A 26,859-nucleotide genomic window follows, 5' to 3' on the forward strand; every position below is an offset into this window, starting at 1 on the left:
CTGAGTAGACTGTATCGAAACGCCAGTGAGTCAAGCAAATGCCGAGCTAGGGTTTAGCTAAGGCTTTTTGTTCGCGCCGTAGCTGCCAATGGGCCAATAATGAATAGGCCGCAGGGATGACCAGCAAAGTCAAGAAGGTCGAGCTGATCATGCCGCCGATCACCGCCACGGCCAAGGGGCCGTTGGTTTCGGCGCCAGCACCGAGGCCTAATGCCGCCGGCAGCATGGCCAACACCACGGTTAGGCTGGTCATCAACACCGGGCGCAGACGAATCGGACAGCTTTTGGCCAAGGCCTCGTCAATGTCCATGTTTAGCTGGTTGCGGTATTGGTTGGTGATGTCGACCAATAAAATGGCGTTTTTGGCGACCAGGCCAATCAACAGCACCAGGCCAATGACGGAATAAATATTCAACGACAGGCCAAACAGCCACAGTGCGACTAAGCCGCCGACCACGGCTAACGGCTCGGCCAACATGATCAGCGCTGGCTGTAAGAAGCTGTTGAACTGCGCCGCCAGCACCAGATACAGCATCAGCGTGGCCAGGCCAAATACAAACATCAGCTCGCCACCAGAGCGTGACAGCTCCCGCGCTTGGCCTTTAAATTCAACCCAATAGCCAGGCGGCAGCATTTGGCGTGAGGCATCGGTGACGATGGTCATGGCGTCGCCTAGGGCGATTGTGGGCGAGGCAGAGAAGCTGATGGCGTATTGCAAGGAGCTGCGCTCAATCTGGCTGGCGTTGAGGGTGGGCTCAATGTCGGCCACGCTAGACAGCGGAATCATTTGGCCACTGCCTGAGCGAATATAGCTCTCGGCTAAATCTTGTGGCTTACTCATCGCTGCGGTACTGGATTTGACCCGAATGTCGTAGCGTTCGCCGTCGCCATCAGAGAATTGGCCTACGTTTTTACCCGCAGTGAGCTCGTTTACCGCCGCCAAGACGTCTTGGGTGTTGAGGCCCAGTTGGGCCGCCTGCTCGCGTTTAACCTGAACCTTCAGCTGTGGCTGCTCGTTTTCGGTGTCGCTGTCGATGCGGCCAAATAGCTCAGTTGCTTCTAGCTCTTCCGCCAACTTCATGCCTATGGTTTGGGCCGTGTTCTTGTCGCTGCCAACGACGGAGAAGCGCAGGCTACCGCCACGGCTTTCGCCCAGACGAGGTGGTGCGGACACAATGAGCTTGGTGCCGGGAATGTCGCTGAGGATTTTTTTGGTCTGCTCCATCAGTTCAGCCTGTGAGGCCTTACGTTCATTTTTAGGCTTCAGGCGAACGCTGATATTGGCATTATTACCCCCGCCTCGGCCGACTTGAACCAAGACGGTGTCGATTTCGGGCATGGTTTTGAGGCGTGCCTCGACTTCGCGGGCGCGGTTGTCGGTGTAAAACACGCTGGAGCCAATAGGGGTGCGTAGGCGCACGTCAAAGCGGCTTTCGTCTTCGGTGGGGTAAAACTCGGTTTTCAACAGCAGCAAGGTGCCAAAGCCCACCACGACTAGCGCCAAGCAGCCATACAGCACTTTTTGGCGGTGATTTAAAACCCACAGCAGAGCGCGAGTATAGGTTTGCTCTAAGACAATAAAGAGGTGTTCCAGCTTTTGGTAGAGCTTGCCTGGCTGGCGCTTGCTTTTTAAGAAGCGTGAACACAGCATGGGGGTGAGCGTCAGCGACACGAATAGCGACACCATCACCCCGAAAGCAACCACCACGGCAAAGGCGTTAAAGAGCCGGCCCACGGTGCTGGTTAAAAAGACGATGGGCAAGAAAATGGCCACTAAGGAGAGGGTGGCGGCCACCACGGCAAACACCACTTCCTGGGTGCCTTTTTCAGCCGCCACCATAGGCTCATCGCCTTCTTCTTCGCGCCGGTGAATCGCTTCTAGCACCACGATGGCGTCGTCCACCACCACGCCAATCAACAGTAAAAGGCCCAAAAGGGTAATGGTGTTGAAGGTATAGCCAAGGAAATACATCAGCGCAATGGCGCCCAGTAGCGACACGGGAATCGCCGTGGACACGATCAGCGTGGCGCGCCAATTACGCAGGAACAGCCACACCACCAATGCCGCCAACAGCGTCCCCTCAACTAAGTGAGACTTCAACGCTTCGACCATTTCATTAATGTAAGAGGCCGAGTTGTTGGCGATGTCTAAGTGCATGCCTTCGGGCAGGCTAGGGCGAATCTGCTGTTCAATCCGTTCCATGATTTTATCGGCGGTGCTGACGGTGTTGGTATTGGGCACGCGGATCACCGCAATACTGACGCCGGGCTGGCCGTTGGTGCGGTTGATCGAGCGAATGTCGCCTTCGCCGTCAATGACGGTGGCCACGTCGCGCAGCATAATGGGCAGATTGTTTTTGGCCGTGATCACCACGCTTTTTAAGGCTTCAACGCTGTGGTATTCCTGATCCAAATCGATGACGTATTCACGGCTGCCCGACACCAAGGTACCGCCGGCCTCTTGGCGGTGTTCTTTACGTAAAGCGGCGCTGACGTCTTGAATGCCCAGGCCATAGCCGGCCAGTTTAAGCGAGTCGACGGAGACGCGAATCACCCTTTGGCCGCGGCCGAAAACGGCGATTGAGCCGACGCCGTCGATGACTTCTAATTGTTTGGAAATGATGTTGTTGGCGTATTTATATAGCTCGCGCTCGGTGTGGTTGCCGTTGAGCGACATCATCATGATGGGCGCGCTATTGGGGTCTGACTTCGACACGATGGGCGCGTCGGCGTCGTCGGGCAAGCGTCGGCGCACCCGCTCCAGTGCAGACTGCACCTCGTTAAACGCCACGTCGATGTCTTTGTCGAGGTTGAACGTCAGCTGAACGCGTGAGCTCCCCGTGCTGGAGGTGGACTCAATTAAGTCGATGCCGGCCACGCGGTTGACCGCGCTTTCGATCGGCTGGGTAATACTTTGGTCAATCACGTCTGGCGTCGCGCCATCCAGTGTGGTGGAGACATTTAACGTCGGTTGTTCGATGGAGGGGTAGCGATCCACGCCAATACGCTGATAAGCCACCGTCCCAAAGAGAATCACCATGGTGCTCAGCACCAGCGCCAGCACATGGCGCTTGATGAATAAATTAATCCAATTCATGTCTGTCCTAGGCTATTGTGCGATGGGGATGGCTTTGGCCATGGGGGCTTTAGTGATGTCGACCTTGGCGCCTTGGCTGAGGAAGCCAGCGCCATCGATGGCAATGGTTTCACCGGCCTGTAGGCCGTCGGTGATCTCAACCACTTGCTCGTCGGTGTAGCCGGTGCTGATCAGGCGTTCGGTCACGGTATTGTCCGGTTTGACCACGTATAAGACTTTGCCTTCTGGTCGCTCCACAATGGCTTGCTTGGGGATGCTGAGGGTGGGCGACTGGGCCACCACAATCTGCGCTTTCATGCTGTCGCCGGCCACGTAGGGGGCGTCATCGGGCAAGAGGGCGTAAATGATTTTGGCGCGCGTGGCGGGGTCTAGGTCGGAGCGCACTTCGCTGACGGTGAGCTCTAGATAAGGGGCTTGATCGCCGAGTAAAACGGTTTGGCCGATGCGCACGAGGGCGCCGTCGTTACGGCCTAGTGACAGCTTGACCTGGCGATGACCGGTGCTGCTGAAGCCAAACAGCACGCTGCCTGGATTCACGTATTCGCCTAGGTTGACCATACGGGTTTGGATGCTGCCCGAGTAGGGCGCACTGATGACGCTGCGGCCAACATTACGTTGGGTTTGGGCTTGTTGAGCTTGGGCTGCGGCCACTTGTTTTTGGGTGGCGGTCACCTGAGCTTGAGTATTCTCTAAGGCGGCCTGAGAAATAAATCCTTGCTCAAACAGGGTGCGATCGCGGCGCAGCTGGTTGGCCTGCTCTGTGGCCAAGGCCTGTAGGCGCGCGACGTCGGCGCTGGCGGCGAGGTTTTTGCTCTCTAGGTCAGCCGCGTCAATGTGGGCCAGCGCTTGGCCTGCGGTCACTAGCTGGCCTTCCGTCACCAAAATTTGGGTGACGATGCCGGCGACTTCGGTGGCGATATTGGGCGCGTACTTGGCTTCTATTTGGGCAAAGGCCGCCACTTTTTTGTCCAGAGGGGCTTGGGTGACGGTCAGCGCCGTGATGCTCGCTGCAGCCCGTCCACGACCAGGGCCACTGCCTGCATCGTCCGCTTTTTTATCCGAACAGGCGCCTAGCCCTATGGCTAAGCTGGCATAAACGGCTAGCCACAGCAGTCGACGGGGACTGCCGTGGCCGTGAATAGAAGAGTGTTTAGACATGAGTATTCTTAAAAATAAAATTGACCGAGTAACGCTGATATTCCCCTACATGCAGAGCATTCGACCAGATTATGCAAGTTAGGTTGCAGGCGCTGGGCTAATTTTAACATTGAATCAAGGCTAAATGATGACTGTTGCGTTTAAGTCTTAAAATTGTCTTATAAAATCGAAGGTGTCGCCAGATGGGGCTGATTTGTGGCTCAGAACACGCTATGACGGACATTATTTATGGTCATCAGCCTGTGGATACTTTGGCATAACAGCCAATTAGTGTACCATTAGGGCTGTTTTTGGATTATCTATGTCATTATTTCTTTTAAGTTGCAGATCGCCTGATCTGCACTGTTCGAAACGTGCCCAAGGCTGTCATCCAAGTATCTGTTAATCTATCTAAAAATACTCAGTTTGATGAGTAGACGGGGTAATGAATCATCTATGAGCTCAGTTGAACCAAACGTGCCTGCTTCGCCAGAAAAAAACGAATACAAACAAATCGTCGACATGACCCAAGTGAATGATTGGATCGCGACCTTAATGCCGGTGTCGGGCCTGATCGTGCACGGTCAAGCGATGGATGTGGTGAAGTTTCATGAGCCCGAGCAGCAGCAGGCCTATCAAGATTTGATCGCCTTACTGCAGCAATTACACCCGGCCGACGTGGCGCGTATTTTAGAATCCTTACCCGTCGACGAACGGCTGTTGGTGTGGCGCTTGGCCGGCCCAGAGAACGATGGCGAAGTCTTGCTGGAAGTTTCGGACGCGGTGCGCGAAACCTTGATTGAAGGCATGACTAAGGCCGAGCTATTGGCCGCCATGAGCGATTTAGACACCGACGAGTTGGCTGAATTGGCCCATGATTTGCCTAGGCAAGTGGTGTATGCCGCCTTAAGCACTTTAGATGAGAAGGAGCGCGCTCAAGTTGCCGCCGCCTTGTCGTATGAGGAGGATCAAGTCGGCACGCTGATGGATTTTGAGTTCGTGAGCATCCGCGCCGACGTGAGTTGTGAAGTGGTCTTACGCTATTTGCGCCGTTTTGAAGATTTGCCCGACCACATGGACAAGATTTTTGTGGTGGATGAAGACAGTATTTTGAAGGGTGTATTGCCCATTCGTAAGCTCTTAGTCGCCGATCCTGAAGACATTGTGGCCGACGTGATGGCCACCGACGTGGTGATGTTTCAGCCTGAAGACGATGTGGAAGAAGCGGCTTTGGCGTTTGAGCGCTATGACTTAGTGACCGCCCCAGTTGTTGATGGCAATCAAAAGCTGATTGGTCGCATCACCGTGGATGAGATGGTGGACGTGATTCGTGAAGAATCAGCCACCGACATCATGAACATGGCCGGTATGAAAGAGGAAGAAGATTTATTTGCCCCCGTCATCGATTCGGTGAAAAACCGTTGGATGTGGCTGGCGATTAATCTGTGTACTGCTTTTATTGCCAGCCGCGTGATCGGGGTGTTTGAAGGTTCGATTGAAAAAGTGGTGGCGTTGGCAGCCTTGATGCCGATTGTGGCGGGTATTGGCGGTAACTCCGGCAACCAGACCATCACCATGATTGTGCGCGCTATTGCCATGGGCCAGATGCAAATGGGCCAGTCGCTCAAGCTGTGGCGTAAGGAGCTGGGCGTGGCCGTATTGAATGGCTTGGTGTGGGGAACGGTGATGGGCTGCGTGGCCTGGCTGCTGTACGACAGCTTTGAGCTGGGCGCCGTGATGGTGTCGGCGATGACGCTGAACCTTGCCTTGGCGGCCACCATGGGCGTGTTGATCCCGGTGACCATGCAAAAATTTGGCAAAGACCCAGCCCTCGGCAGCAGCGTGATGATCACCGCCGTCACCGACTCCGGTGGCTTCTTTATTTTCTTGGGCCTCGCCAGCCTCATCTTATTGTAAACCGCTTCGTGCTCGGATAAGGTGTTTATGACCCAACTTGATTCTTCCCATCCAGCCCCCATGACTGTGGGTGGCTGGCTTAAAAGCTGTAGCCTGCCCAGGCTAGAAGCACGCATGCTGTTGCAGGCGGCTACTGGCCTGAGCCGCAGCCAACTGATTACCCAAGACGATCGCCAGCTCAAAACGGTTGAGCAAGCGCAGCTAGACGCTTGGGTCCAAGCGCGCCTGCAGGGCCAACCCATGGCTTATTTATTGGGTGAGCGAGAGTTTTATGGGCGGCCGTTTCACGTCTCGCCCAGCGTGCTGATTCCGCGCCCGGAGACGGAGCATTTGGTCGAGGCCGCCATGGCCAAAATTCAGGCGGCAGCGACTGAGACCCCCAAGGTTTGGGATTTAGGCACCGGTAGCGGCATTGTGGCCATCACGCTGGCGCTGGAGTGCCCACAGGCGCAAGTATGGGCCAGTGACGTGTCGGTTGAGGCTTTGGCTGTGGCCCAGACCAACGCCGAACAGCTGTCGGCATCGGTGTGTTTTAAAGCGGGCAGTTGGTTTGATGCCTTTGTGGGGGAGATCCCGCCCTTTAGCCTTGATGTGGTGGTGTCTAATCCGCCCTATATTGAGCCTGATGACGCCCATTTGGCTCTGGGCGATGTGCGTTTTGAGCCTAAAAATGCGTTAACCGATCACATTGATGGTCTGTCTGCCTTAACCATTTTGGCCAAGGGTGCGCCGGCTTTTTTGAAAACCGGCGGCTGGCTGCTGTTAGAGCATGGCTATGATCAAGGGCCGGCAGTACGTGCTTTACTGAAGCGAATTGGCTATCGCCAAGTGGCCACAGAAACCGACTTGGCTGGGCTGGATCGTTTGAGCATGGGCCAATGGCCGGGTATTGTTTCTTTTTAAAGTTATGTAAATGTGATTGCTAAACGCAGAGGTAGTTTAGATAATCTTTAGAATATATTTAAAAAGGATGATGATGAAATCGATGATCGCTTTGGCCTTGAGCGTGGCCGTCTTGGTTAGTAGCGCACCCGCGCTGGCCGCAGGCCCTTGTGCCAATAAAGTAAAAGCTTTAGAAACTGAATTAGACTACGCTAAAAAGTATGGCAATCGTCATCGAGTGGCGGGCGTAGAGCGTGCCTTAGCCAATGTGCGTACCTATTGCAAGGATGGCGATGTGGTGCGTGATCAACAGCTTAAAGCAGATAAAAAACGCTTAGAGATTCGCGAGCTGGAAGCCGAAATCAAGCAGGCAGAAGATCAGGGCCGTATCAGCAAGGCCGATAAGAAACGCCGTAAGCTTTTGGACAAACAGCAAGAATTGCAGCAAGTGATTAAGGACACGGCTGGGGTGAAATAAACCTTAACGTGATTCAGCCGCAACGCCTGGTGGGGAAACCAGGCGTTTTTTTATGGGCGGGTTTGGCGGCGATCGGCCATCAGATGGCCCATATTGCCCAGTAGCGGTTCAGGGATGGTCGCTAGCGCTAAATCAAACAGTGGCTCCTCACGCTCAATATGGTCGGCATAGGCTTGAGCAAATGCAGCTAAGTGACTTAAGTCCGTGTGCGGGTCTTGCAGGAGCTGGATGAGGCTAGCCTCAACGCCTTGCCAGGCAAGGTCGAGCTTCTGGTGGTCGCATAACAGCTGCTGGACTTTATTTTGGGTGTCGGGAGCGTATTTGATCAAGAGCGGAAACAGATTGATTTCTTCGTCTTGGTGATGCAGTTTGGCGCCTAGATTGAAGTAGTGGCGAATCTGAGTGATGGCCGCGACTACAGTGGGGTTGACGCCCTGTTCGGCAACGTAGTCGGGTAAGGCCAATAGATCTTGGCTAAAACGCGTCACTTTGCCGTGGCAGGCCTTAAGTAGTTCAATAGGCTCGTTAAATGTGACTGCTGGGCCGTTTCTGAAGAGTGAATCCATAGCGAAAGAGGTCTCTCAAAAGGCGAATCAAGAATAAATGCGAAAAAAGGGCGTACAGGGACTAGGCGTGTAGGCGTCAATGTGTATAATGAACTGAATGATTGAACACAATCTAATCCAGGGCAAAATCATGTACTGATTTTGCCCTTTGGCATGAAGTACGTCAATGATCGTATTTCATGCCTTGTTTGCGTGTTCGATTAATAAATCTATAAACATTGTGGCAACGCGTTTTGAGCGCTCGTTAATCTCAACCATACAAAGAAAGTAGTTTCATGTCTGATATTAAGAAAGTGGTGCTCGCCTATTCAGGCGGTTTGGACACCTCAGTGATTTTAAAGTGGTTACAAGATACTTACCAGTGTGAAGTGGTGACCTTTACGGCTGACTTGGGTCAAGGTGAAGAAGTTGAACCGGCACGACAAAAAGCCATTGATTTGGGTATTAAACCTGAAAATATTTTCATTGAAGACCTGCGCGAAGAATTCGTCCGAGATTACGTGTTCCCAATGTTCCGAGCCAACACGATTTACGAAGGTGAATACCTGTTGGGTACCTCTATTGCGCGTCCTTTGATTGCCAAGCGTCAAATTGAGATCGCCAATCAAGTGGGTGCTCAAGCTGTGTCGCACGGCGCGACCGGTAAAGGCAATGACCAAGTGCGTTTTGAGCTAGGCTATTATGCTTTGTCTCCAGACGTTAAAGTGATTGCCCCATGGCGCGAGTGGGATTTATTGAGCCGTGAAAAGCTATTGGCCTATGCTGAGCAAAACGGCATCGACATCACCAAACGTAAATCAGGCGGTAGCCCATACTCTATGGACGCCAACCTATTGCACATTTCTTACGAAGGTTTGGCCTTGGAAAACCCAGCCGACGAGCCAGAAGAAGACATGTGGTTGTGGACGGTTAGCCCAGAAAATGCCCCAGACGAAGCTGAATACATTGAGCTAGGCTATGAAAAAGGCGACATCGTGTCGATTAACGGCGAAAAAATGTCACCTGCCACCGTTTTGGCACACTTGAATAAAGTGGGCGGCCAGCACGGCATCGGTCGTTTGGACATCGTAGAAAACCGTTATGTAGGCATGAAAAGCCGTGGTTGCTACGAAACCCCAGGCGGCACCATCATGTTGAAGGCTCACCGTGCGATTGAATCCATTACCTTGGATAAAGGCGCCGCCCACCTGAAAGATGAAATCATGCCTAAGTACGCTGAATTGGTGTACAACGGTTACTGGTGGAGCGCTGAGCGTGAAATGCTGCAAGCTTTGATCGACAACAGCCAACAGCACGTGAACGGTAGCGTTCGCTTGAAACTGTACAAAGGCAACGTGATTGTTGTGGGCCGTGAGTCAGCCACTGATTCATTGTTTGACCCAATGATTGCTTCATTTGATGAAGACGGCGGCGTATACGATCACGCAGATGCTGCTGGCTTTATTCGTTTGAATGCTTTGCGTCTACGTGTGGCTGCCGCCACCCGCAAACGCAGCAAGTAAAGATTGCTGAACCAAGCCCACGATTGCGTGGGCTTTTTTTTAGCCTTTTTGTGTACGCAGTAGGGAGACCTCATGAACGTCCATGCTTTTCTACGTGACCGCAATATTGAATTTAGCCTCAAACGCTACGGCATTGATGCACTTAACTTTATGGCTCTAGGGTTGTTTAGCTCGTTGATCGTCGGCCTGATTTTAAAAACCATCGGCGGTTGGGCGAATGTGCCTTGGCTCATCGAGGTGGGTAGCCAGGCGCAAAGTCTGATGGGTGCCGCCATCGGCGTGGGCGTGGCCTATGCCTTAAAAGCGCCGCCGCTGGTGCTGTTTGCCAGCGTGGTGACGGGCACTGCGGGTGCCGCCCTAGGTGGTCCTGTTGGCTGCTTTGTGGCTGCGGCCTGTGGGGCTGAATTGGGTAAGCTGGTGCACAAGCTCACGCCCATCGATATTGTGGTGACGCCAGCCGTGACGCTGGTCGCTGGCTTGGCCGTGGCGCAGTTCATCGGCCCGCCGATTGCCAGCATGATGTCGGCCATTGGCGCCTTGATCATGTGGGCGGTCGAGCTACAACCGTTCTTGATGGGGATGGTGGTGGCGGTGGTGATGGGCATTTTGCTGACCCTGCCTGTGTCGAGCGCGGCGGTGGCCATTGCTTTATCGCTGAGTGGGCTGGCGGCCGGTGCGGCCACCGTTGGCTGCTGTGCGCAAATGGTGGGTTTTGCGGTGATGAGCTATAGAGAGAATAAGGTTTCTGGATTATTGAGCCAAGGCTTGGGCACCAGTATGCTGCAAATGCCCAATATTGTGCGCAACCCCAGAGTATGGATTCCGCCCATCGTGGCCAGCGCTATTTTGGGACCGATCTCAACGCTGGTGTTTAAAATGCACAATATTCCGTCCGGTGCCGGTATGGGCACCAGCGGACTCGTGGGCCAAGTGGGCACCATTAATGCCATGGGCAATAGCGCTCAGGTGTGGCTGTCGATTGGGCTATTGCATTTTATCTTGCCGGCGCTGTTGACCTTGTTGGTGGCCGCTTGGTGCCGTAAAAAAGGCTGGATTAAAGAGGGCGATTTAAAGCTCAACGTTTAAAGATAGAGCCACACCAAGGGCAGGGCATTGACGTGGCCTGCCTTTTGTGTGGATAATAAAAGCATCAACAGATTCGCTGTTGTTTTCAAAGGATGGCCATGAACTAAGTACTTCTTTTTATATTTCGCCGCTGAGCGCCTCATGATTGAGCGTTGAGTGGGTATTGGTTGATAAAAAAAGAGGCTTATATGACGGCACCCATCATCATTGACGCACAGGCTGTGTGCGTAGAATTTCCCGACAGCACCCAACCCTTATTTCAAAACATTTCCCTCAGTATAGGGCGGCGTATCCATGCCCTGACGGGCCGTAATGGCGTGGGCAAATCCATTCTAGGCGCCGTTTTGGCCAAGCGTTTGGCGCCCACTGCTGGCCAAATTTGGCATCATGGTCGAGTGGGTTACTTGCCCCAGCAGCCTGCCGATGCTGATCTGGTTGTGGCCGAGCTGTTTGGCGTGTGGCCGCTGTTGCAGGCGCAGGCGCGTATGGCAGAAGGTCGGGCCAGCGAGGCGGATTTCACTCTGTTGGCAGAGGCAGGGCCGCAAGGCTGGTTGGTGGCCGACGACTTGAGTGAGCGGCTTAGCGAACAGGGACTTCAGGCCGATGTTTTAAGGAAGCCCTTAGGTTTACTCAGCGGGGGCGAGCAGACCAAGGTGAGATTATTGGCCTTACACTATGCCGGTGTGGACGCGCTTATTTTGGATGAGCCGAGTAACCATTTGGATCAGGCTGGCGTGGCGTGGTTGGGCGATTGGCTACGGGCGGCTGAACTAGGCGTGCTGTTGATTACCCACGATGAGCGCTTATTGGCCTGGGCCGAAGTGATCGATGAGCTGGATGCCTTGGGTTTGCACCGTAGCGAAGGTGGTTGGGCGATTCATCAGGCGACCATGGCGCAGCGCCAGGCCGGCGCAGAAGCCCTGTTGGCCAAGCAGCAACGTGCCGTTGGCAGTGCGATGGCGGCGCAGCAGCAGCTACAGGAGCGTGCTCAGCGCTCGCAAAGTCGCGGTAAAAAAGGGCGCTTTGCCGCGGGACAAGGCAAGCTGTCGCTGGATAGGCAAAAAAACCGCGCTGAAGCCAGCCAAGGTCGGGTCAATAGTCAGTACGGCCATCGTTTAGAGACCGCTCTAGCGGCACAGGCCGAGGCCAGTGCTCAGGTGCTTGACGTGGATCCTTTAGGCCTCTGCGTGGCGCCTTTGGCGCCGACAGGTCCAATCGTGGCCAGTGCCTGCGATTTGGTTTTACCTTATGGCGATCAAACGCCGCTAAATTTTACCCTGAGGTCTGGACAAAAGTGGGCGCTATTAGGGCCTAATGGTAGCGGTAAATCGACGCTGTTGGCGGCTCTAGAGGGTGCCGTTGAACCGCACTCTGGGGCGGTTCAGACGACGGCATCGGTGTTGCGAGTGGATCAACATTTCTCTTTTCTTGACCCCAAGCTCAGCGCCTTGGCTAATTTTATGGCGTTGGCGCCGGGGCTGCGCGAAGATGAATATCGAACCCGTTTGGCGCAGCTGCGGCTACGGCGCGATAAAGCCTTATACCCACTGGGGCTGCTTAGTGGCGGTGAGCAGCTCAAAGTGGCTTTGGCCTGTTTGTTTAGCGGCGTTGAAGCGCCAGCACTGTTGCTGTTAGACGAGCCGGATAATCATTTAGATCAGGCTTCAAGAGCCTTATTGGTGGCGGCGCTGAATCAATATCAAGGCGCTTGGCTGGTGGTGTCGCATCGCCCTGAGTTTGTGGCGGCTTTGGCGGTGGAGGGAGTTCTGCAATTGGGCTGATGAGTTTGGGCGAGCTTAAGCGGTGCTTTGGCTCTCTTGCATACCTGCCTTTAATCTAAAAAAAGCCTGATCGAAAAGATCAGGCTTTTTGCGTGCAGGCGTTTCGCTTAACGGCGTTCTTGACGACGAATCATCCATACCCCGGCCAGCAAGAAGACCAAGGTCGGTAGCGTGGCCGACAGTAGGGCATTCCAATCGTAGAGCTGGCCCAAAAAGCTAAAGAAGCGGTTGGTAAAGTTAAAGCCCACCCCTAAGCAAATGCCTAAGAACAGACGGGTGCCCAAAGAGCCGCCGCGGCGTTGCTGTGGGGTAAACGCCAGCGCCACGAGCGCCATGGAAATACAGGCCAGTGGGTAAAAGAACTTGCTCCAAAACGCGATGCGGTAGCGCTGGGTTTTTTGCTTATTGGTTTCTAAGTGGTCGATGTATTCGTCCAGATTGGCCACCGACATCTGCTCAGGCTTCACCAGCAATACGCTCAATAGTTTAGGATTGATGGCCGAGTTAATGTGTAAGGTGGCATGGTTCTCTACCACGACGCGGTTTTCTTCTAGGCGGCTTACTTTAACGTTGTTTAAGTCCCAAGTACCGTCTTGGTTGTAGGTGCCGCTGTCGGCGCTGGCGACCATCTTCAACTGGTTGTCGGCGCTGTGTTCATACATGCGCAGCGCTTTGAGGGAGTTGTCGGGCAACATTTCACCCACGTTGATGATGTTTAAGTTGTCCTTAATCCAAATGCCGGATTTAAAGCTCGCCGAGACGTTGGATTCCACCGCCCGCAGATGAACGCGTTCGGCTTTTTGCTCGCTCAACGGCACCAAGACCTCACCTAATAAGGCGGTCAAAACGGCGAAGCCTAGGCCAAATTTAATCAATAGGGTGGCGACCTGTCTATTGGACACGCCGCTGGTGCGCATCACTGTGTATTCACTGTGAGAAGCCAGCTGTGTCATGGCCACCATGGCACCGATCAGTACCGCCAAAGGCATCAGCTCATAGGCGTGGCCGGGCAACAGCAAAGCCAAATAGATGAACATGGTGGTGGTGTTGTAGCTGCCTTGACCGAGCTTAGAAATCTCCGACATGATGTCAAAGAATAGATATAAGCCGAGCAGCGCCGCCAAAGTGAATAGGCTGGCGCCGATGAGTTGGCGAAGAATGTAACGATTAAGCAACTTCATGATTTAGTCTTTAGTGAGGCTAATAATGTGGGCATGAATCGGCCCGCTGGCTGCATCCGGTAGCGAATCAGAACCCAACCCAAGATAAACAGCAATAGATGCATGGGCGGTAAGCCGACGGCCATAGGAATGTCGCCATCGCCAATCATATTGCGTAAGAAGGTCACGCCGTTTTGGTAAACCAAATAGAGGCCTAGGGCAAATAAGAGGTTGTAGGTTTGGCCTGAGCGCGGGTTGAGGTAGGACAGCGGAATGGCTAAGTAAGCCAGCACCAGCACGCTGATGCCCATAGACAGGCGCCACATCAGCTCGGCTTTGTGTTTGGGGTTGTCGGATGACCACAGGGTTTTGGTGGGAATGGTCTGGCGGTCGTTAATCTCGGACAGCGTTTTGGGGCGGCTGTCGATGATGAGGCTAAGTTCATCAAAGGCGACTTTTTGGTAGTTGGCCGAGCCAGGCGTGCCGGTGTAGCGCGTGCCTTCTTCTAAGACGAAGAGGCGGTTGTGGTTTTCATTACGCAGATAGCCGGAATTGGCGAATACGGTGCTGATCTCATCGTTGATGGTTTCTTGGATGAAAATATTTTGCGCCGCGCCGGTGTCGGGATCGAAGGTTTCAATGAAATAAACGCGGTTGTCTTTACCGATTTCACGGAACACGCCGGGGGTAATCATCGACAGCTCTTCGCGCTGTTTTAAAATTTCGGCGTATTCTTGGCTGCGAAAGCTGGCCCAGGGCGACACCACGGTGGCCATAAAAGTGACCAAGAAGAAAAACGGTAGGGTAAAGCGCATGATGGGCCAAACCCAGTCGCGTAAAGACAGGCCGCAAGAGAGCCAAACCGACATTTCGTGTTCGCGCCAATAGCGGGTTAACACGGTTAAAATGCTGATGAATACGGTTAAAATCAGCAGCAAAGGCGTTAGGCCTAAAGACCAAAAGCCAATCAGCGCCGCTACCGCATCGGCAGAAATACGGCCTTGAGCCGCGCGCCCGAGTAAGTTAATGGTTTGCGTTGACACCAAGATGGCCAGCAACACCACAAAGATACCGATGGCGGTATAAGTGAGTTCTTTGGTTAAGTTTTTTATATAAATCATATTGTTGTCAATAAAAGAAGGCGGCTGGGTTTCAGGTTGCTTGGCATGGGTTACAATAAGGACAGTATATAGTCCATTTAATCACATGTCTGTCTCATGTGGTTCATCATTCATCAGAGAGGAACAAATCGTGAAATTTAGCATAAATACGCAAGCGACGCACCCAAACCAAGATGATACCTTGGTTTTATGGGTGAGTGCCGAACAAAAGGCCTCTGCCGCCCTAAATATTTTAAGCACCGACCACCAGTCTTTGATTAACGCCTTGATTAAACAAAAAAATATCGGTGTTGAAAAAGCTGTGGTTGAATCACTGTTTGTCAATCATCAGGACGCGCTGGGCCAAGTTGTTTTGGCTGGCCTGGGCGCACAGCAAGACCGTGCCGGCTTTGAAAAAACCTACGCCAGCGTGGCCAAAAAAATCGTAGCGGCCCAAATCGCCCGCGCCAGCGTTGATTTAACCGGCTTAAGCGCCGAAGCGGCGGCCACCGCCGTGTCGGCTATTGCGCTGGCCTTTGGCGACGCAGCCTACCAATGCCTTGACTATCAGCAAGGCGGTAAAGTTCACGCTTTGACCGAAGTGGTGTTCTTATCGGAACACGCTGAAACGCTACAAGCAGCTTTAGCCACCGCCAATGTCTTGGTGAAGGCCATGAATTTGGCTAAGGATTTAGGCAATGCGCCAGGCAATGTGTGTACGCCCGCTTATTTGGCCAATCAGGCCAAGCTCCATGCCGAAGCTGCTGGTGCGCAAGCCAAGATTCTGGATAAAGACGACATCTTAGCCTTGAAAATGGGTTCGTTTTGGTCTGTGGCCAAGGGCAGCACCGAAGCGCCTTACTTCATTGAATTAAGCTACAACGGTGGCGCCAAAGAAGACGCCCCTGTGGTGTTAGTGGGCAAGGGCATTACGTTTGACTCAGGCGGCATCTCATTAAAACCTGGCCCTGGCATGGAAGAAATGCGCTACGACATGGGCGGTGCGGCTTCTGTGATCGCGGCCTTTTGTGCCGCCGCCGAATTAAAGTTACCCCTGAACCTCGTGGCCTTAGTGCCCACCTGTGAAAACATGCCGGCAGGCAACGCCAATAAACCAGGCGACATCGTCACCAGCATGAAGGGCTTGACCATCGAAGTACAGAATACCGATGCCGAAGGCCGCTTGATCTTGTGTGATGCCTTAACCTATGCCGAGCGCTTTAATCCTAAAGCCGTGGTGGATGTGGCCACCTTAACCGGCGCCGTGATCATTGCATTGGGCCATGTGGGCAGCGGCATCATGGGCAATAACCAAGACTTGGTGAATCAGCTGTTGACGGCGTCTACCACGGTGAACGATAAGGCTTGGCAGCTGCCGCTATGGGATGAATTCCAAGATCAGCTAAAAAGCGGCTTTGCCGACTTGCGCAACATCGGTGGCCGTCCTGCTGGCACGATTACCGCAGCTTGCTTCTTGTCACGCTTTGCCGAAGACTATCCTTGGGCCCACATTGACATGGCCGGTACCGGCTGGAACGGCGGCAGCGAAGCAGCATCAACCGGCCGTCCAGTACCGCTATTGCTGACTTACCTACAACAAGTTGCCCATGGCTAAGCATGCGTAAAGTCACGTTTTATACCCACGTCAATAATCGCCTCTCCTTTGTATTTAAACTGGTGAAAACCGTTTACGACAAGGGTGAGCCCTTATTGGTGTGGTTGCCCGACGATGCCTTGCTGCAGCAGCTGGATCATCAGCTGTGGAGCTTAGTGCCAGAGAGCTTCTTGCCGCATGAGCTGGTGTCGGCGCTGGAAGAGGATGCGGGCGGAGAGCTGGCGCCGATTTTATTGGGCGCTGAGATGGCGTTGCCCAATCGCGCGGACTTCCCGCAGGTGATCTTAAATCTGAGCGAGGCCTATGTGCATGAGGTGCCACACTATCAGCGGGTGTTGGAGATTGTGGGGCCAGACGAAGATGACTTGGTAGCGGCGCGCGATCGTTTTCGCGCCTATCGCGAAGCGGGCTTTACTATTGAACACCACAATATGGGCCACATTCGCTAAGGGTTAAACGTGATCAGGCAACGGCCACCGATTAGGTGGCCGTTTTTTTTGCATCGTTCTTAAAGAGATCAAACGACTTACCCACAACTTATATTATCCACAGGCCGTTAGGGCATAAAAAAAGACCCGTTAAGGGTCTTTTTTGGTTCAAGGCCTTTACGGGCGCTGCTGGCCTCGATTCAGCCTGGCTTCGACGCGGCTTTGGAGCCAGCCTAAAATCAGACAAAACGCCCAGTACATCAGACCCGCCTCAATATAAACCAGTAAGAACTCATAGGTGCGGGCAGCGGTATTTTGGGCGATTTTAAATAGCTCGACCACCAAGACCAGCGACGCCAGCGAGGTGTCTTTGACCAGGCTGATGAAGGTATTGGATAAGGGCGGTGTGGCCACGCGTAAGGCCTGCGGCAAGATGATGTAGCGTAGGCCTTGTGCATAGGTGAGGCCAAGGCTGAGGCTGGCCTCCCATTGGCCCTTATTAATCGACTGTAGCGCGGCGCGTAAGATTTCTGAAGCGTAGGCGCCGACGTTGAGTGAAAAGGCGATGGTGGCGGTTAAAAACGGGTTGAGGGTCACGCCCATGCTGGGCAGACCATAAAAAATCACGAAGAGCTGCACCAGCATTGGCGTACCGCGAATGGCCGACACGTATAAGCGTGCCAGTGAATACAGGCCACGCTGCCACAGATGTGGCCGTGGCGCCACGCGCAAAATGGCCACGGCCAGCGCAATCACCATGCCGGCGCTAAACGATAATAAGGTGAGCGGCAAGGTGTAGCTTAAGGCGGCTTTGAGCATCGGCCAGAACGACACAATCCAAATGTGTGCCCGTTCTGGCGTCATAAAGGGTAGGGCGCTGAGCAGATTATTTAACACTCACGTCCTCACCAAACCATTGCTCACCTAAGCGTTTGAGGGTGCCATCTTGGTGCATGGCCTCTAGGGCTTCATTGACTTTAGCAATGGCTTCTTGGTTGCCCTGATTAAAGGCGAAGCCAGACGCGAGCTTTTCAGAGGCAGGCAGCATGATTTTGAGGCCATCGTTGCCTTGCTGTTTGAAATAGTCGAGGACGGCCAAGTAGTCATTGATGGTGATGTCGGCACGTTTTTGTTTGATCAAGGCCAGTGATTGGGCCAGACCATCCACACCGACGATATTGGCGTTTAGCGAGCGGGCTAGATCGCCAAAATTACTGGTGAGGGATTGGGCCGAATCTAGGCCGGCGACGTCTTCGATGTTTTTCAAGCGGTCATCGTCGGCACGCGCCACAATGACGGCGCCAGAATAAATATACGGCGCGCTGAATTCATATTTTTGCTGGCGCTCGGGCGTGATGCCCACTAAGTTGGCAATCAAATCAAAGCGCTGGCTGTTGAGGCCGGCAAACATCGCGTCCCATTGGGTTTCTTCAAATTTGAGGGTCACGTTCAGGCGCTTGGCTACTTCGCGAATGACCTCGACGTCATAGCCGGTTAGCTGGCCTGACTCATCGTGAAAAGAGAAGGGGGCGTAAGAGCCCTCGGTGCCAACCACTAAGGTGCCTTGCTGTTCGATTTTCTGAGCGATGCTGGTGGCGGCCTTAGGCGCTTCGTCTTTAGAGCAGGCGGCTAAAAATAGGCCAGCTGAGGCGACGAGGGCAAGCAGGATTCGTTTATTCATGGCATTGATTCCTTAAATCTGGTGGGCATGTTAAGGGAGTGTACTGTACCGATTTCCACTCTAGCAAACAAAGAATTTAAAGCGATAAGCTTAATCTTAAAAGTTATGATGGAGGGGGATTGTCACATAATCGTCATGCAGTCAGATGCCGCCTTATGCTGAATCAGTGTACTGTATGGTAAGGAGGGCGTCGAATAAATAATTTAAAACCAGTGGTTTAAAGTTATAAATTGTTGCCCTTGAACTGATTGTCACAAAATTGTCATGATTGCTGATTACACTAGGGCATTATCTGAAGATGGCCTTTTACAAACGAGGACGGTATGGCTGAGCATATTTCAAAACAGTTTCACAGTGAGTTGGAAAACGTGAGAAGCAAAGTATTGCAAATGGGAGGGCTGGTTGAAAAGCAGCTGAGCCAAACCATGTTTGCTTTAGAGTCGGGGACATTAGAGCCATTGGTGGCCGCTGGCGTGGCTGATGAAGAGATCAACGCCATGGAAGTGAGCATCGATGATGAGTGCCAGCTGATTATTGCACGCCGCCAGCCTGCAGCCAGCGATCTGCGCTTGGTGTTGACCGTTTCGCGCGTGATCGTGGATTTGGAGCGTATCGGCGACGAAGTGAAAAAAATCGCCACCAAAGGCCATCAACTATTGAGTCAGCGCGACATTAAACCCACTCAGTTTTATGATTTTAACCGTATGGCGGCCATGGCCTTGGCTATGCTGCGCCGCGCTTTGGACGCCTTTGCTCGCTTAGACACGACGGCGGCGGTGGAGCTAAAAGAAACCGACGAGCATTTGGATCAAGAATACCAAAACCAGCTACGCCTATTGGTGACCTATATGATGGAAGATCCGCGTACCATCGGTGCCTTGATTGACGTATTGTTCATGTTGAAATCAATTGAGCGCGTGGGCGATCACGCTAAAAACATCACCGAGCACGTGGTGTATTTGGCCAAAGGCATCGACATTCGTCACGCCAGCCTAGATGAAATGAAAAAGATGATGTAAGGCTGCCAGTCTTCTCTATGATGTTATGTGGTGTTTTGAGGTGGGCGTAAGCCCTCCTTTTTTTTGCCTGGGTTTTACTGTCCCATCGCTAGCGCTGGTTTTCAAAGGGCATCTGGGTAAGCCTCGAATAAAGGTTCCCAAACGGGGTGGGCTTGGATTAGAATGAAATCAAGTCAATGAGCGTTGTTTGGTGTTTAACCTTAAGGGAGGCATCATGTTAATCAATATTGAAAAACAAGACGATGGCAGCGTGATGGTGTTTTTATCGTGTACCGTAGCGGCACCGGCTGCGCAGCTGTGGGGTTATTTAAGCCAAGATGATGGCTTGGCCGAATGGTTTACTGAGCTGGCCGTGGGTGAGCTGGGTGAGGGTGGGCATATGCTGTTGAACATGCTGCCGGAGGCCTTGATCAAAATGCCGATTAAGCGCTATCAGTCTCAGCGTGAGCTGACCTTTGATTGGGATGGCAATTTGGTGTCGTTTTATCTAGAACCCATGAATGAAGCAGAAACCCGTCTCTTGTTTACAGAGCGTTTAAGCCTGCTGCACGATCATTCGGCCCAGGACATTGCCGGCTGGCGTCTGTGTTTAGAGCGTTTGAAGCATGCGGCCGAAGGCAAGACGGGCGCCTTGTCCGAACCCCCTTTTGACACATTAGTGGCCGATTATCGAGCTCAGCTGAGTCAGTGGCAGGAGTCTATTTAAATGGCGGCGCCGTGTTTCAATTTAAAATCACCCACGCTTGAGCGTGGGTGGATGGCTATCATTTAGGCTTTTAGCCAGTCGGTCGGACGTAAATACTCGTTGAGTAAGGCTTCTGGGCTACCGGCTCCGGGCTCATATTGATATTCAAAGCGCACTAAGGGCGGCATAGACATCAGAATGGATTCGGTGCGGCCACCGCTTTGAAGCCCAAACAGCGTGCCTCGATCCCAGACCAGATTGAATTCCACATAGCGGCCACGGCGGTACAGCTGGAACTGGCGTTCTCGCTCGCCGTAGGCCATGTGTTTGCGGCGATTAACGATGGGCACGTAGGCATCGATAAAGCCTTGTGCCACAGCTTGGATGAACGCAAAGCACGAGGCAAACCCCCACTGATTAAGGTCGTCAAAAAACAGACCGCCGACGCCACGGGTTTCTGCGCGGTGTTTGAGATAAAAATAGTCATCACACCATTTTTTATAGTCGGCGTAGACGTTGGCGCCAAAAGGCGCACAGAGATCATGGGCGGTTTGGTGCCAGTGCTGAATATCCTCGGCAAACGGATAAAAAGGCGTTAGGTCAAAGCCGCCACCAAACCACCACACCGGTTCGGCATTGTCTGGATAGGCAATGAAAAAGCGGACATTGGCGTGGCTAGTGGGCACGTAGGGATTTTTCGGGTGAATCACCAAAGACACCCCCATGGCTTCAAACGCCGCGCCGGCCAGTTCTGGACGATGAGCGGTGGCAGAGGCCGGCATGGCGCTGCCTTTGACGTGAGAAAAATTGACGCCCGCCTGTTCAAACACGGTGCCGTTTTTTAAGACACGGCTTTCGCCTATGCCCAGCTTACTTTGCCACTGGTCAGCGATAAATTGGCCACTGCCATCGGCGGCCTCTAAGGCTTGGCAGATTTTGGTTTGAATGGATTGTAGGAACAGTTTAACGGCATCAACAGATAGAGAAGACATGGCGGTTTTAGGGTTTGATTTAAAAATAATGCGGCCATTGTAACGTATTTCCCGGGACTAAGCGCCCATCGTTTTGTCCCCCATGGGCGAATCGGCCAGTGTAGGCGATTTGCCTTCATCTTATTTAAGAAAGGCAGACTATGTATACCGTTTATGGTTTAGGAACCCCGAATGGGTTTAAGGTCAGCATTGCCCTGGCTGAACTCAAGCAGGCTTATACAACCAAAATCATCGACATTTCTAAAAACGAGCAGTTTAGCCCTGAGTTTTTGGCCCTCAATGCCAATCACAAAATCCCCGTGCTGGTGGACAGCGAGGCAGAAGGGGGGGAGCTGGTCTTGGCTGAAAGTGGCGCGATTTTGATGTATCTGGCCCAAAAACATGGCCAGTTCTTGCCGACTGAGCCTCATGCGCATTGGGCCACGATTCAGTGGTTGATGTTTCAAATGGGGGGCTTTGGGCCGATGCTGGGCCAGATGCACCATTTTAAAGTGTATGCGCCAGAAGTGGTGCCTTATGCGATCAATCGCTACGATGCCGAAGGCCGCCGCCTGTATGGCGTACTGAACACGCAGTTGGCTGGCAAAGATTATGTGATTGGCAGCGACTACACCATTGCCGACATGGCGCTCTATCCTTGGGCCTGTTCGCACGAGCGTCAGGGCATTGATTTAGCCGATTACCCTCATGTGGCGGCTTGGTTTGCACGCATGAGCGCCCGCCCGGGTGTGCAAGAAGGCATGCGCGCTTTTGCTTAAGCTCTGTGTGAAGGAATGAGCCTGGCTTGAACCCATGGCTTATGAGCCATGAGTGGGGTGGGCAAAGCGTAGCGTGCCCACCGTCTCCAAGATGACAATACGCCAAGATCAAAAACCTGCGTGGGTCACGATCCACCCTACGCCATGCCAACAAACCATAGCCAAAATTTATTTAGGCTTTAGGTGGGCAGCGCGTTGATTTGCCAGCGGTGCAAATTATGTAGTAAGCTATACTTTGTAAAGCGTTATCTTTGGGGCAAAGTGAGAAGGGCAACCTTCAATTCTTGACCGGCGGTGATAGTCCGCGAGCGAAAGCTGATTTGGTGTAATTCCAAAACCGACAGTATAGTCTGGATGATAAAAGATAACCGACAATTAAGGCAGTTTGTCGACAGACACCCGTGACGGCGTGAGCCGCTGGTGTGGCTATGGCAAACGCTCACGGCTTATGCCGTGGCTTTAATTGTTTCGCCCCTGCTCGAGCCATCGAGAGGGGCTTTTTTTATGACTATTAATAATCAATAGGCCAGGACCCCACCTGACCATCGATCACACAAGGGCACGAATATGTCGAATACGCTAGAGCAGCGCGGTTTTACCCAGCGAGAGCTGATGATGAGTTTGTTGATGACGCCAGACATGGCCAACTTTACCGGCAACGTGCACGGCGGCACGATCTTGAAGCTGCTGGACCAAGTGGCCTATGCCTGCGCCAGCCGCTACGCCGGCACCTATGTGGTGACGCTGTCGGTGGATCAGGTATTGTTTAAAGAGCCGATTCATGTCGGCGAACTGGTGACCTTCTTGGCCAGCGTCAATCACGTGGGCCGTACCTCGATGGAGATTGGCATTCGCGTAGAGGCCGAAGACATCCCCAATCGCAGCGTGCGCCACACCAACAGCTGCTACTTCACCATGGTGGCCGTCGGCGAAGACCGTAAGCCGGTTGAAGTACCTGCTTTGAGCCTAGACAACGAAACCCAGCGCATGCGTGCCGCTGCTGCCGAGCTGCGTAAACGCATCCGAATCGAGACCGCGGCCAAGCTAAAAGAAGCTTGTGAAGCCGACGCGCAACCCAAAGCATAGGAGCGGCATATGTTTACCGGCATCATACAAGGCCTAGGCCAGATCGAACGCATCGAGAAGAAAGATCAGTTTCAAACCCACGTGGTGCGCTTTCCGCGCGAACTATTGGGTAACCTTGCTTTGGGTGCTTCTGTAGCCCACAGCGGCTGCTGCCTGACCGTGACGAAAGTCGAGGATGACTTGGTGTGGTTCGATCTCATTGACGAAACCCTACGCTTAACCAACCTAGGCGAATTAGCCCAGGGCGATTGGGTGAACCTTGAGCGCGCAGCTAAATTTGGTGATGAGATAGGTGGCCACAGCATGAGCGGCCATATCTTGGGCCAGGCGATCATTAGCCGTATAGAAGAAACGGCGACCAATCGTGCGGTTTATTTTGCTTTACCCAAAGCCATGCAAAAATACATTCTGACCAAGGGTTACATTGGTATTGATGGCATTAGCCTCACCTTAGGTGAAGTGAATGAGCATGAATTCAGTGTGCACTTAATTCCAGAAACCATTGCCAGAACCAATATGCAATACCGACAAGTGGGCGAAGGGGTCAATATTGAGATTGATCCGCAAACACAAGCCATTGTAGATACTGTTGAGCGCGTTTTGGCGCAACGCACTAATGCTTAATTTTACAGACAAACTTGTCTAGAATCAGGAGACATCATGGCGATTGCCAGTATTCCAGAAATTATTGCCGACATCAAAGCCGGTAAAATGGTGATTTTAACCGACGCAGAAGACCGCGAAAACGAAGGTGACGTGCTGATGGCGGCCGAATTTGTGACCCCAGAAGCGATTAACTTTATGATCAAACACGCTCGGGGCTTGGTGTGCATGCCCATGAGCAATGAAATGGTCGACCGCCTGGCGCTGCCGATGATGGCTGATCGCAACGGCGCTCGCCACGGTACGCCGTTTACCGTCAGCATTGAAGCCGCCCACGGCATCAGCACCGGCATTTCTGCCGTTGACCGCGCTCATACGGTGCGCACCGCTGTTGCTCCCAATGCGGTTGCCAGCGACATCGTTCAACCAGGCCACATTTTCCCCTTGCGTGCGCAAGACGGTGGCGTCTTGGTCCGCGCTGGCCATACTGAGGCCGGTTGCGACTTAACCCGCATGGCCGGCTTAACGCCGGCAGCGGTGATTTGTGAAGTGATCAATGATGACGGCACCATGGCGCGCATGCCTGAACTGGAAGTGTTTGCCGCCGAGCATGGGATTAAAATCGCCACCATTGCTGACTTAATTCAATACCGCAGCCAAAACGAAAGCCTGATCGAACAGAAGGGCAGCCAAATGATCGACACGGCTTGGGGGCAGTTCAAGCAAGTGCTGTTTACCGACACGCTGTCGCAAGAAACCCACATAGCCCTAGTGAAGGGTGAGCCTACGGCCAATGATGAAGTATTGGTGCGCGTGCATGAGCCGTTTAGCGCCATGGACTTCTTGGCGCCAAGCAGCGACCACAGCTGGAGTTTGCCTGATGCGCTTCGCCGCATTCAAAACGCCGATCACGGCGTGGCCATTTTGTTACACCGTACCGAAACCGGTGCCGACTTATTGGCTAAAGGTTTACCGCAGCAAGATGCACCAGTGCGGGTATGGGATAAGAAGACGTTTGGCATCGGCGCACAAATCTTGGCCAGCCTAAACGTCAAAAAAATGCGCATTATGGGCAAAACCTCGGCCATGACGGGCTTAACTGGCTTTGGCTTGGAAGTGACGGGCTTTGAAATGCCCAATGAAGCTTAAATCTTAATAAATCGTGGGCACTTGTGCTGAAATCCAGTACAATTGCCCCTCCTTTTGAAGGAACTCTAATGAAATCATACGCAGTGAATCATCAAGCCAAAGGCTTACGCATTGGGATTGTTCAAGCACGTTTCAGCAACGGCATTGGCAGCGAACTATTGGCCGCCTGTGAAGCACAGCTCTTGGCCCACGGTGTGGCCGCCGACGACATCCACGTGGCCACGGTGCCCGGCGCTTTAGAAGTGCCCGTGGTGTTGCAAAGCATGGCTAAAAGCCAGCAATTTGACGCCCTTGTGGCTCTTGGCGTCATCATTCGTGGCGAGACCTACCATTTCGAACTGGTGGCGAATGAATCTGGTGCAGGTGTGAGCCGCGTCTCTTTAGATTATAATGTCCCCATTGCCAACGCCATTTTGACAACGGAAGATGAAGAACAAGCGATTGTTCGCATGCGGATTAAAGGCGCAGAAGCCGCCACCGCCGCCGTTGAAGTGGCTAATTTATTGAAAGCTGTCTCAGCATAGTTAAGGAATCATATGAAAACACCACGCCGTCGCGCGCGCGAATTTGTGGTCCAAGGTTTGTATCAATTTCAGTTGAATACATCATTGAGTGCCAATGAAATTGAGCGCAATTTACAAGAAAATGAATATTTTGAAAAAGCCGATTTGGTTTTGTTTCGCAAAATTTTCTACGGTGTGTTGCAAGATTTCGGCACCTATATGAACCGTCTCATGCCTCTATTGGATCGCCCTGCAGAAGAAGTGAGCCCAATTGAACGCGCCACTTTGTTGATGGCTTGCTATGAGCTGTCGCAAATGCCTGAAACACCTTATCCAGTCATCATCAATGAAGCCATTGAAACCACTAAAACCTATGGTGGTACGGATGGGCATAAGTTTGTGAACGGTATTTTGGACAAGCTGGCCGCTGTTTTGCGCCCAGATGATCCTCGCCGCTAAGCGGATCCAAACGTAAAAAACCACCGCTCATGCGGTGGTTTTTTTATGGTCAGGATTAAGGCCAGCTGGGATAGTCGTCTAGATGGGCCAGCTGTTTTTCAGTGGCAATCACTTGAACATACAGGGTGGTGCCGTTATCGGCTAAGAAGTCGCAGGCGTCTTGGCAGACGTTAAGGAAGATCTCCATGTCGGCCCAATCAACGTCGCTAGCTTTATACAGCGGCACCACCCAAAGGTTAGGCGCGTAAGGGCACCAGCTTTGTTCGGTCAGGGCGTCGTAAAGCGCATCCCAGTTATCGCCAAAATAATCGGGCAGCACAAACAGGCTTTTGGCGGCCATCATGAGGCTGGCTTTGTTGACCTGGTTAAGCTTGGGCCATTGCCATTGCTGTGCATGGGCGTCGGTGGCGAGGGTGGGCACCTGTTTGGGCGTGCACACATAAACCGCTGGGTTATTAGGGAAGATCATGGTTGGCCTCTAGCTTATGAAAGGTACGATAGTGGTCGGGGGTGTAATAGTATTCTGAGGGCGGATTGCCGCCCGTGACAATGCGGCGGGCACCGCGGGTTTTGGTGCCAGGGGTGCGCACCGTGTACTCATGATAGTAACCGCGCGGCTGTTTGGGCAAGATGCGCTCGCGGTTTTGAAAAATCGTCGCGTCTTGCTTGTGAGGGAAGGGCCCGCCTTGCTTGATTAAGGCCAGCGTTTTATTGATCTCGTCGTCAGCAGAAACCAAGCCGCTGCTAGCAGCTTGCTTAGGTGCATCGGTGTCAACAGCCACGCTCAGCGGCTTGGTTTGGGCTTTGGTGTCGGCTAGGGTTTTGCTGCCTTGCGCTTGCGTTTGTGCTTCGTCTTGGCTTGAGGGCTTGGCGTGATCGGCGTCGGTTGCGGAGTCTGCATCGGCATCAACCAGCTTGGGCGTCGGTTGCGGCATGGGGGCAACGTCGGGCGGTGGTTCAACGGTTTCGAGCGGTGTCAGTTCGATGGTGGATTCGGCTGGTGCCGTGATGCTGGCTGGCTCTGGGCTCAATAAGCTGGTGTGATTGACGACAAAATAAATCAAGACCAAGGCCAACAGGCCAATTATTTTTCTCATGATTAGCTTTATTCATTAAATATGGATGGTTTATTATAGCGATAAATGCCGCGTGGGGCAGTTTTTCTGCCGTGGCTG

General features: G+C 52.9%; 26 protein-coding genes and 1 riboswitch. Of the genes, 16 read left to right on the top strand and 10 right to left on the bottom strand.

Annotated features, from left to right (window positions below; all coding sequences use genetic code 11):
• Positions 1–46 precede the first annotated feature (46 nt).
• Positions 47–3,097 (bottom strand): efflux RND transporter permease subunit, encoded by a 3,051-nt coding sequence (locus AB8Q18_02905; protein ID XDZ52010.1) that lies wholly within the window; start codon positions 3,095–3,097, stop codon positions 47–49.
• Between the two features lie 12 nt (positions 3,098–3,109).
• Positions 3,110–4,255, bottom strand: a complete 1,146-nt coding sequence (locus tag AB8Q18_02910) for an efflux RND transporter periplasmic adaptor subunit (GenBank protein ID XDZ52011.1) — start codon at positions 4,253–4,255, stop codon at positions 3,110–3,112.
• 435 nt (positions 4,256–4,690) lie between these two features.
• Here AB8Q18_02910 and mgtE point away from each other — a divergent pair, with 435 nt between their 5' ends.
• The 3 genes from mgtE (at position 4,691) to AB8Q18_02925 (ending at position 7,511) form a co-directional block, all read left to right on the top strand.
• Positions 4,691–6,151 carry a magnesium transporter gene (gene mgtE / locus AB8Q18_02915; protein XDZ52012.1) on the top strand — a complete coding sequence of 487 codons (1,461 nt, stop codon included), beginning with the start codon at positions 4,691–4,693 and terminating at the stop codon, positions 6,149–6,151.
• A 60-nt stretch (positions 6,152–6,211) separates the two neighbouring features.
• Complete coding sequence (prmC, locus tag AB8Q18_02920; protein ID XDZ52892.1) at positions 6,212–7,054, top strand: peptide chain release factor N(5)-glutamine methyltransferase; 843 nt, start codon at positions 6,212–6,214, stop codon at positions 7,052–7,054.
• 73 nt (positions 7,055–7,127) lie between these two features.
• Positions 7,128–7,511, top strand: a complete 384-nt coding sequence (locus tag AB8Q18_02925) for a DUF1090 domain-containing protein (protein ID XDZ52013.1) — start codon at positions 7,128–7,130, stop codon at positions 7,509–7,511.
• 50 nt (positions 7,512–7,561) lie between these two features.
• Here AB8Q18_02925 and AB8Q18_02930 read toward each other — a convergent pair whose 3' ends face one another.
• Positions 7,562–8,077 (bottom strand): hemerythrin domain-containing protein, encoded by a 516-nt coding sequence (locus tag AB8Q18_02930; GenBank protein XDZ52014.1) that lies wholly within the window; start codon positions 8,075–8,077, stop codon positions 7,562–7,564.
• A 275-nt stretch (positions 8,078–8,352) separates the two neighbouring features.
• Between AB8Q18_02930 and AB8Q18_02935 the strand changes: the two genes are divergently transcribed.
• The 3 genes from AB8Q18_02935 to AB8Q18_02945 all read left to right on the top strand — a co-directional run bounded on the left by AB8Q18_02935 (position 8,353) and on the right by AB8Q18_02945 (position 12,446).
• Complete coding sequence (locus AB8Q18_02935) at positions 8,353–9,579, top strand: argininosuccinate synthase (protein XDZ52015.1); 1,227 nt, start codon at positions 8,353–8,355, stop codon at positions 9,577–9,579.
• 72 nt (positions 9,580–9,651) lie between these two features.
• Entirely contained in the window at positions 9,652–10,665 is a 1,014-nt protein-coding gene (locus tag AB8Q18_02940; GenBank protein XDZ52016.1) for a PTS transporter subunit IIC, read from the top strand.
• Positions 10,666–10,853: 188 nt separating this feature from the next.
• Complete coding sequence (locus AB8Q18_02945; protein ID XDZ52017.1) at positions 10,854–12,446, top strand: ATP-binding cassette domain-containing protein; 1,593 nt, start codon at positions 10,854–10,856, stop codon at positions 12,444–12,446.
• 107 nt (positions 12,447–12,553) lie between these two features.
• On the opposite strand, the gene lptG is transcribed toward AB8Q18_02945, so the two are convergent.
• Together lptG and lptF are read right to left on the bottom strand one after the other, a co-directional pair.
• A complete protein-coding gene (gene lptG / locus AB8Q18_02950) occupies positions 12,554–13,627 on the bottom strand; it encodes an LPS export ABC transporter permease LptG (GenBank protein ID XDZ52018.1) in 1,074 nt (357 codons plus the stop codon).
• Positions 13,624–14,727 (bottom strand): LPS export ABC transporter permease LptF, encoded by a 1,104-nt coding sequence (gene lptF, locus AB8Q18_02955; GenBank protein ID XDZ52019.1) that lies wholly within the window; start codon positions 14,725–14,727, stop codon positions 13,624–13,626. The genes lptG and lptF overlap by 4 nt, the downstream gene beginning before the upstream one ends.
• Before the next feature lie 130 nt (positions 14,728–14,857).
• On the opposite strand from lptF, the gene AB8Q18_02960 reads away from it, so the two are divergent.
• Both AB8Q18_02960 and AB8Q18_02965 read left to right on the top strand, forming a co-directional pair.
• On the top strand, positions 14,858–16,321 hold the full coding sequence (locus AB8Q18_02960; protein ID XDZ52020.1) for a leucyl aminopeptidase: 1,464 nt from the start codon (positions 14,858–14,860) through the stop codon (positions 16,319–16,321).
• A 2-nt stretch (positions 16,322–16,323) separates the two neighbouring features.
• Positions 16,324–16,770 carry a DNA polymerase III subunit chi gene (locus AB8Q18_02965; protein XDZ52021.1) on the top strand — a complete coding sequence of 149 codons (447 nt, stop codon included), beginning with the start codon at positions 16,324–16,326 and terminating at the stop codon, positions 16,768–16,770.
• Between the two features lie 156 nt (positions 16,771–16,926).
• Here AB8Q18_02965 and AB8Q18_02970 read toward each other — a convergent pair whose 3' ends face one another.
• Complete coding sequence (locus AB8Q18_02970) at positions 16,927–17,646, bottom strand: amino acid ABC transporter permease (protein ID XDZ52022.1); 720 nt, start codon at positions 17,644–17,646, stop codon at positions 16,927–16,929.
• Positions 17,636–18,430 (bottom strand): amino acid ABC transporter substrate-binding protein, encoded by a 795-nt coding sequence (locus AB8Q18_02975; GenBank protein ID XDZ52023.1) that lies wholly within the window; start codon positions 18,428–18,430, stop codon positions 17,636–17,638. The genes AB8Q18_02970 and AB8Q18_02975 overlap by 11 nt, the downstream gene beginning before the upstream one ends.
• 323 nt (positions 18,431–18,753) lie before the next feature.
• Between AB8Q18_02975 and phoU the strand changes: the two genes are divergently transcribed.
• A complete protein-coding gene (phoU, locus tag AB8Q18_02980) occupies positions 18,754–19,449 on the top strand; it encodes a phosphate signaling complex protein PhoU (GenBank protein ID XDZ52024.1) in 696 nt (231 codons plus the stop codon).
• 214 nt (positions 19,450–19,663) lie between these two features.
• Positions 19,664–20,155: an SRPBCC domain-containing protein gene (locus AB8Q18_02985; protein XDZ52025.1), complete on the top strand. Its 492-nt coding sequence runs from the start codon at positions 19,664–19,666 to the stop codon at positions 20,153–20,155.
• 62 nt (positions 20,156–20,217) lie between these two features.
• Here the strand turns inward: AB8Q18_02985 and hemF are convergent, their stop codons facing one another.
• On the bottom strand, positions 20,218–21,126 hold the full coding sequence (gene hemF / locus AB8Q18_02990) for an oxygen-dependent coproporphyrinogen oxidase (protein XDZ52026.1): 909 nt from the start codon (positions 21,124–21,126) through the stop codon (positions 20,218–20,220).
• 140 nt (positions 21,127–21,266) lie between these two features.
• Between hemF and AB8Q18_02995 the strand changes: the two genes are divergently transcribed.
• The 6 genes from AB8Q18_02995 to nusB all read left to right on the top strand — a co-directional run bounded on the left by AB8Q18_02995 (position 21,267) and on the right by nusB (position 25,684).
• Positions 21,267–21,884 carry a glutathione S-transferase family protein gene (locus tag AB8Q18_02995; protein ID XDZ52027.1) on the top strand — a complete coding sequence of 206 codons (618 nt, stop codon included), beginning with the start codon at positions 21,267–21,269 and terminating at the stop codon, positions 21,882–21,884.
• A gap of 243 nt (positions 21,885–22,127) precedes the next feature.
• Positions 22,128–22,254, top strand: a riboswitch (FMN riboswitch).
• Between the two features lie 197 nt (positions 22,255–22,451).
• On the top strand, positions 22,452–22,970 hold the full coding sequence (locus tag AB8Q18_03000; GenBank protein XDZ52028.1) for an acyl-CoA thioesterase: 519 nt from the start codon (positions 22,452–22,454) through the stop codon (positions 22,968–22,970).
• A gap of 9 nt (positions 22,971–22,979) precedes the next feature.
• On the top strand, positions 22,980–23,594 hold the full coding sequence (locus AB8Q18_03005; GenBank protein XDZ52029.1) for a riboflavin synthase subunit alpha: 615 nt from the start codon (positions 22,980–22,982) through the stop codon (positions 23,592–23,594).
• Between the two features lie 36 nt (positions 23,595–23,630).
• Complete coding sequence (gene ribBA / locus AB8Q18_03010) at positions 23,631–24,722, top strand: bifunctional 3,4-dihydroxy-2-butanone-4-phosphate synthase/GTP cyclohydrolase II (GenBank protein XDZ52030.1); 1,092 nt, start codon at positions 23,631–23,633, stop codon at positions 24,720–24,722.
• Positions 24,723–24,790: 68 nt separating this feature from the next.
• Complete coding sequence (gene ribH, locus AB8Q18_03015; protein XDZ52031.1) at positions 24,791–25,246, top strand: 6,7-dimethyl-8-ribityllumazine synthase; 456 nt, start codon at positions 24,791–24,793, stop codon at positions 25,244–25,246.
• A 12-nt stretch (positions 25,247–25,258) separates the two neighbouring features.
• Positions 25,259–25,684: a transcription antitermination factor NusB gene (gene nusB / locus AB8Q18_03020; protein XDZ52032.1), complete on the top strand. Its 426-nt coding sequence runs from the start codon at positions 25,259–25,261 to the stop codon at positions 25,682–25,684.
• A gap of 55 nt (positions 25,685–25,739) precedes the next feature.
• On the opposite strand, the gene AB8Q18_03025 is transcribed toward nusB, so the two are convergent.
• Positions 25,740–26,153 carry a barstar family protein gene (locus AB8Q18_03025; GenBank protein XDZ52033.1) on the bottom strand — a complete coding sequence of 138 codons (414 nt, stop codon included), beginning with the start codon at positions 26,151–26,153 and terminating at the stop codon, positions 25,740–25,742.
• Complete coding sequence (locus AB8Q18_03030) at positions 26,140–26,781, bottom strand: ribonuclease domain-containing protein (GenBank protein XDZ52034.1); 642 nt, start codon at positions 26,779–26,781, stop codon at positions 26,140–26,142. The genes AB8Q18_03025 and AB8Q18_03030 overlap by 14 nt, the downstream gene beginning before the upstream one ends.
• Positions 26,782–26,859 lie beyond the last annotated feature (78 nt).

Source organism: Neisseriaceae bacterium CLB008 (assembly GCA_041228285.1).
Taxonomy (GTDB): domain Bacteria; phylum Pseudomonadota; class Gammaproteobacteria; order Burkholderiales; family Neisseriaceae; genus JAGNPU01.

What these genes read in the sequence shown, in the direction of transcription:
- mgtE (XDZ52012.1), top strand. Translation starts at nt 4,691, where the DNA reads ATGAGCTCAGTTGAACCAAACGTGCCTGCTTCGCCAGAAAAAAACGAA.
- AB8Q18_02965 (XDZ52021.1), top strand. Translation starts at nt 16,324, where the DNA reads ATGCGTAAAGTCACGTTTTATACCCACGTCAATAATCGCCTCTCCTTT.
- AB8Q18_02940 (XDZ52016.1), top strand. Translation starts at nt 9,652, where the DNA reads ATGAACGTCCATGCTTTTCTACGTGACCGCAATATTGAATTTAGCCTC.
- AB8Q18_03005 (XDZ52029.1), top strand. Translation starts at nt 22,980, where the DNA reads ATGTTTACCGGCATCATACAAGGCCTAGGCCAGATCGAACGCATCGAG.
- AB8Q18_03025 (XDZ52033.1), bottom strand. Translation starts at nt 26,153, where the DNA reads ATGATCTTCCCTAATAACCCAGCGGTTTATGTGTGCACGCCCAAACAG.
- AB8Q18_02910 (XDZ52011.1), bottom strand. Translation starts at nt 4,255, where the DNA reads ATGTCTAAACACTCTTCTATTCACGGCCACGGCAGTCCCCGTCGACTG.
- AB8Q18_02905 (XDZ52010.1), bottom strand. Translation starts at nt 3,097, where the DNA reads ATGAATTGGATTAATTTATTCATCAAGCGCCATGTGCTGGCGCTGGTG.
- lptG (XDZ52018.1), bottom strand. Translation starts at nt 13,627, where the DNA reads ATGAAGTTGCTTAATCGTTACATTCTTCGCCAACTCATCGGCGCCAGC.
- ribH (XDZ52031.1), top strand. Translation starts at nt 24,791, where the DNA reads ATGAAATCATACGCAGTGAATCATCAAGCCAAAGGCTTACGCATTGGG.
- hemF (XDZ52026.1), bottom strand. Translation starts at nt 21,126, where the DNA reads ATGTCTTCTCTATCTGTTGATGCCGTTAAACTGTTCCTACAATCCATT.
- AB8Q18_02985 (XDZ52025.1), top strand. Translation starts at nt 19,664, where the DNA reads ATGTTAATCAATATTGAAAAACAAGACGATGGCAGCGTGATGGTGTTT.
- AB8Q18_02945 (XDZ52017.1), top strand. Translation starts at nt 10,854, where the DNA reads ATGACGGCACCCATCATCATTGACGCACAGGCTGTGTGCGTAGAATTT.
- AB8Q18_02925 (XDZ52013.1), top strand. Translation starts at nt 7,128, where the DNA reads ATGAAATCGATGATCGCTTTGGCCTTGAGCGTGGCCGTCTTGGTTAGT.
- AB8Q18_03000 (XDZ52028.1), top strand. Translation starts at nt 22,452, where the DNA reads ATGTCGAATACGCTAGAGCAGCGCGGTTTTACCCAGCGAGAGCTGATG.
- AB8Q18_03030 (XDZ52034.1), bottom strand. Translation starts at nt 26,781, where the DNA reads ATGAGAAAAATAATTGGCCTGTTGGCCTTGGTCTTGATTTATTTTGTC.
- ribBA (XDZ52030.1), top strand. Translation starts at nt 23,631, where the DNA reads ATGGCGATTGCCAGTATTCCAGAAATTATTGCCGACATCAAAGCCGGT.
- AB8Q18_02995 (XDZ52027.1), top strand. Translation starts at nt 21,267, where the DNA reads ATGTATACCGTTTATGGTTTAGGAACCCCGAATGGGTTTAAGGTCAGC.
- AB8Q18_02930 (XDZ52014.1), bottom strand. Translation starts at nt 8,077, where the DNA reads ATGGATTCACTCTTCAGAAACGGCCCAGCAGTCACATTTAACGAGCCT.
- phoU (XDZ52024.1), top strand. Translation starts at nt 18,754, where the DNA reads ATGGCTGAGCATATTTCAAAACAGTTTCACAGTGAGTTGGAAAACGTG.
- prmC (XDZ52892.1), top strand. Translation starts at nt 6,212, where the DNA reads ATGACTGTGGGTGGCTGGCTTAAAAGCTGTAGCCTGCCCAGGCTAGAA.
- lptF (XDZ52019.1), bottom strand. Translation starts at nt 14,727, where the DNA reads ATGATTTATATAAAAAACTTAACCAAAGAACTCACTTATACCGCCATC.
- nusB (XDZ52032.1), top strand. Translation starts at nt 25,259, where the DNA reads ATGAAAACACCACGCCGTCGCGCGCGCGAATTTGTGGTCCAAGGTTTG.
- AB8Q18_02975 (XDZ52023.1), bottom strand. Translation starts at nt 18,430, where the DNA reads ATGAATAAACGAATCCTGCTTGCCCTCGTCGCCTCAGCTGGCCTATTT.
- AB8Q18_02935 (XDZ52015.1), top strand. Translation starts at nt 8,353, where the DNA reads ATGTCTGATATTAAGAAAGTGGTGCTCGCCTATTCAGGCGGTTTGGAC.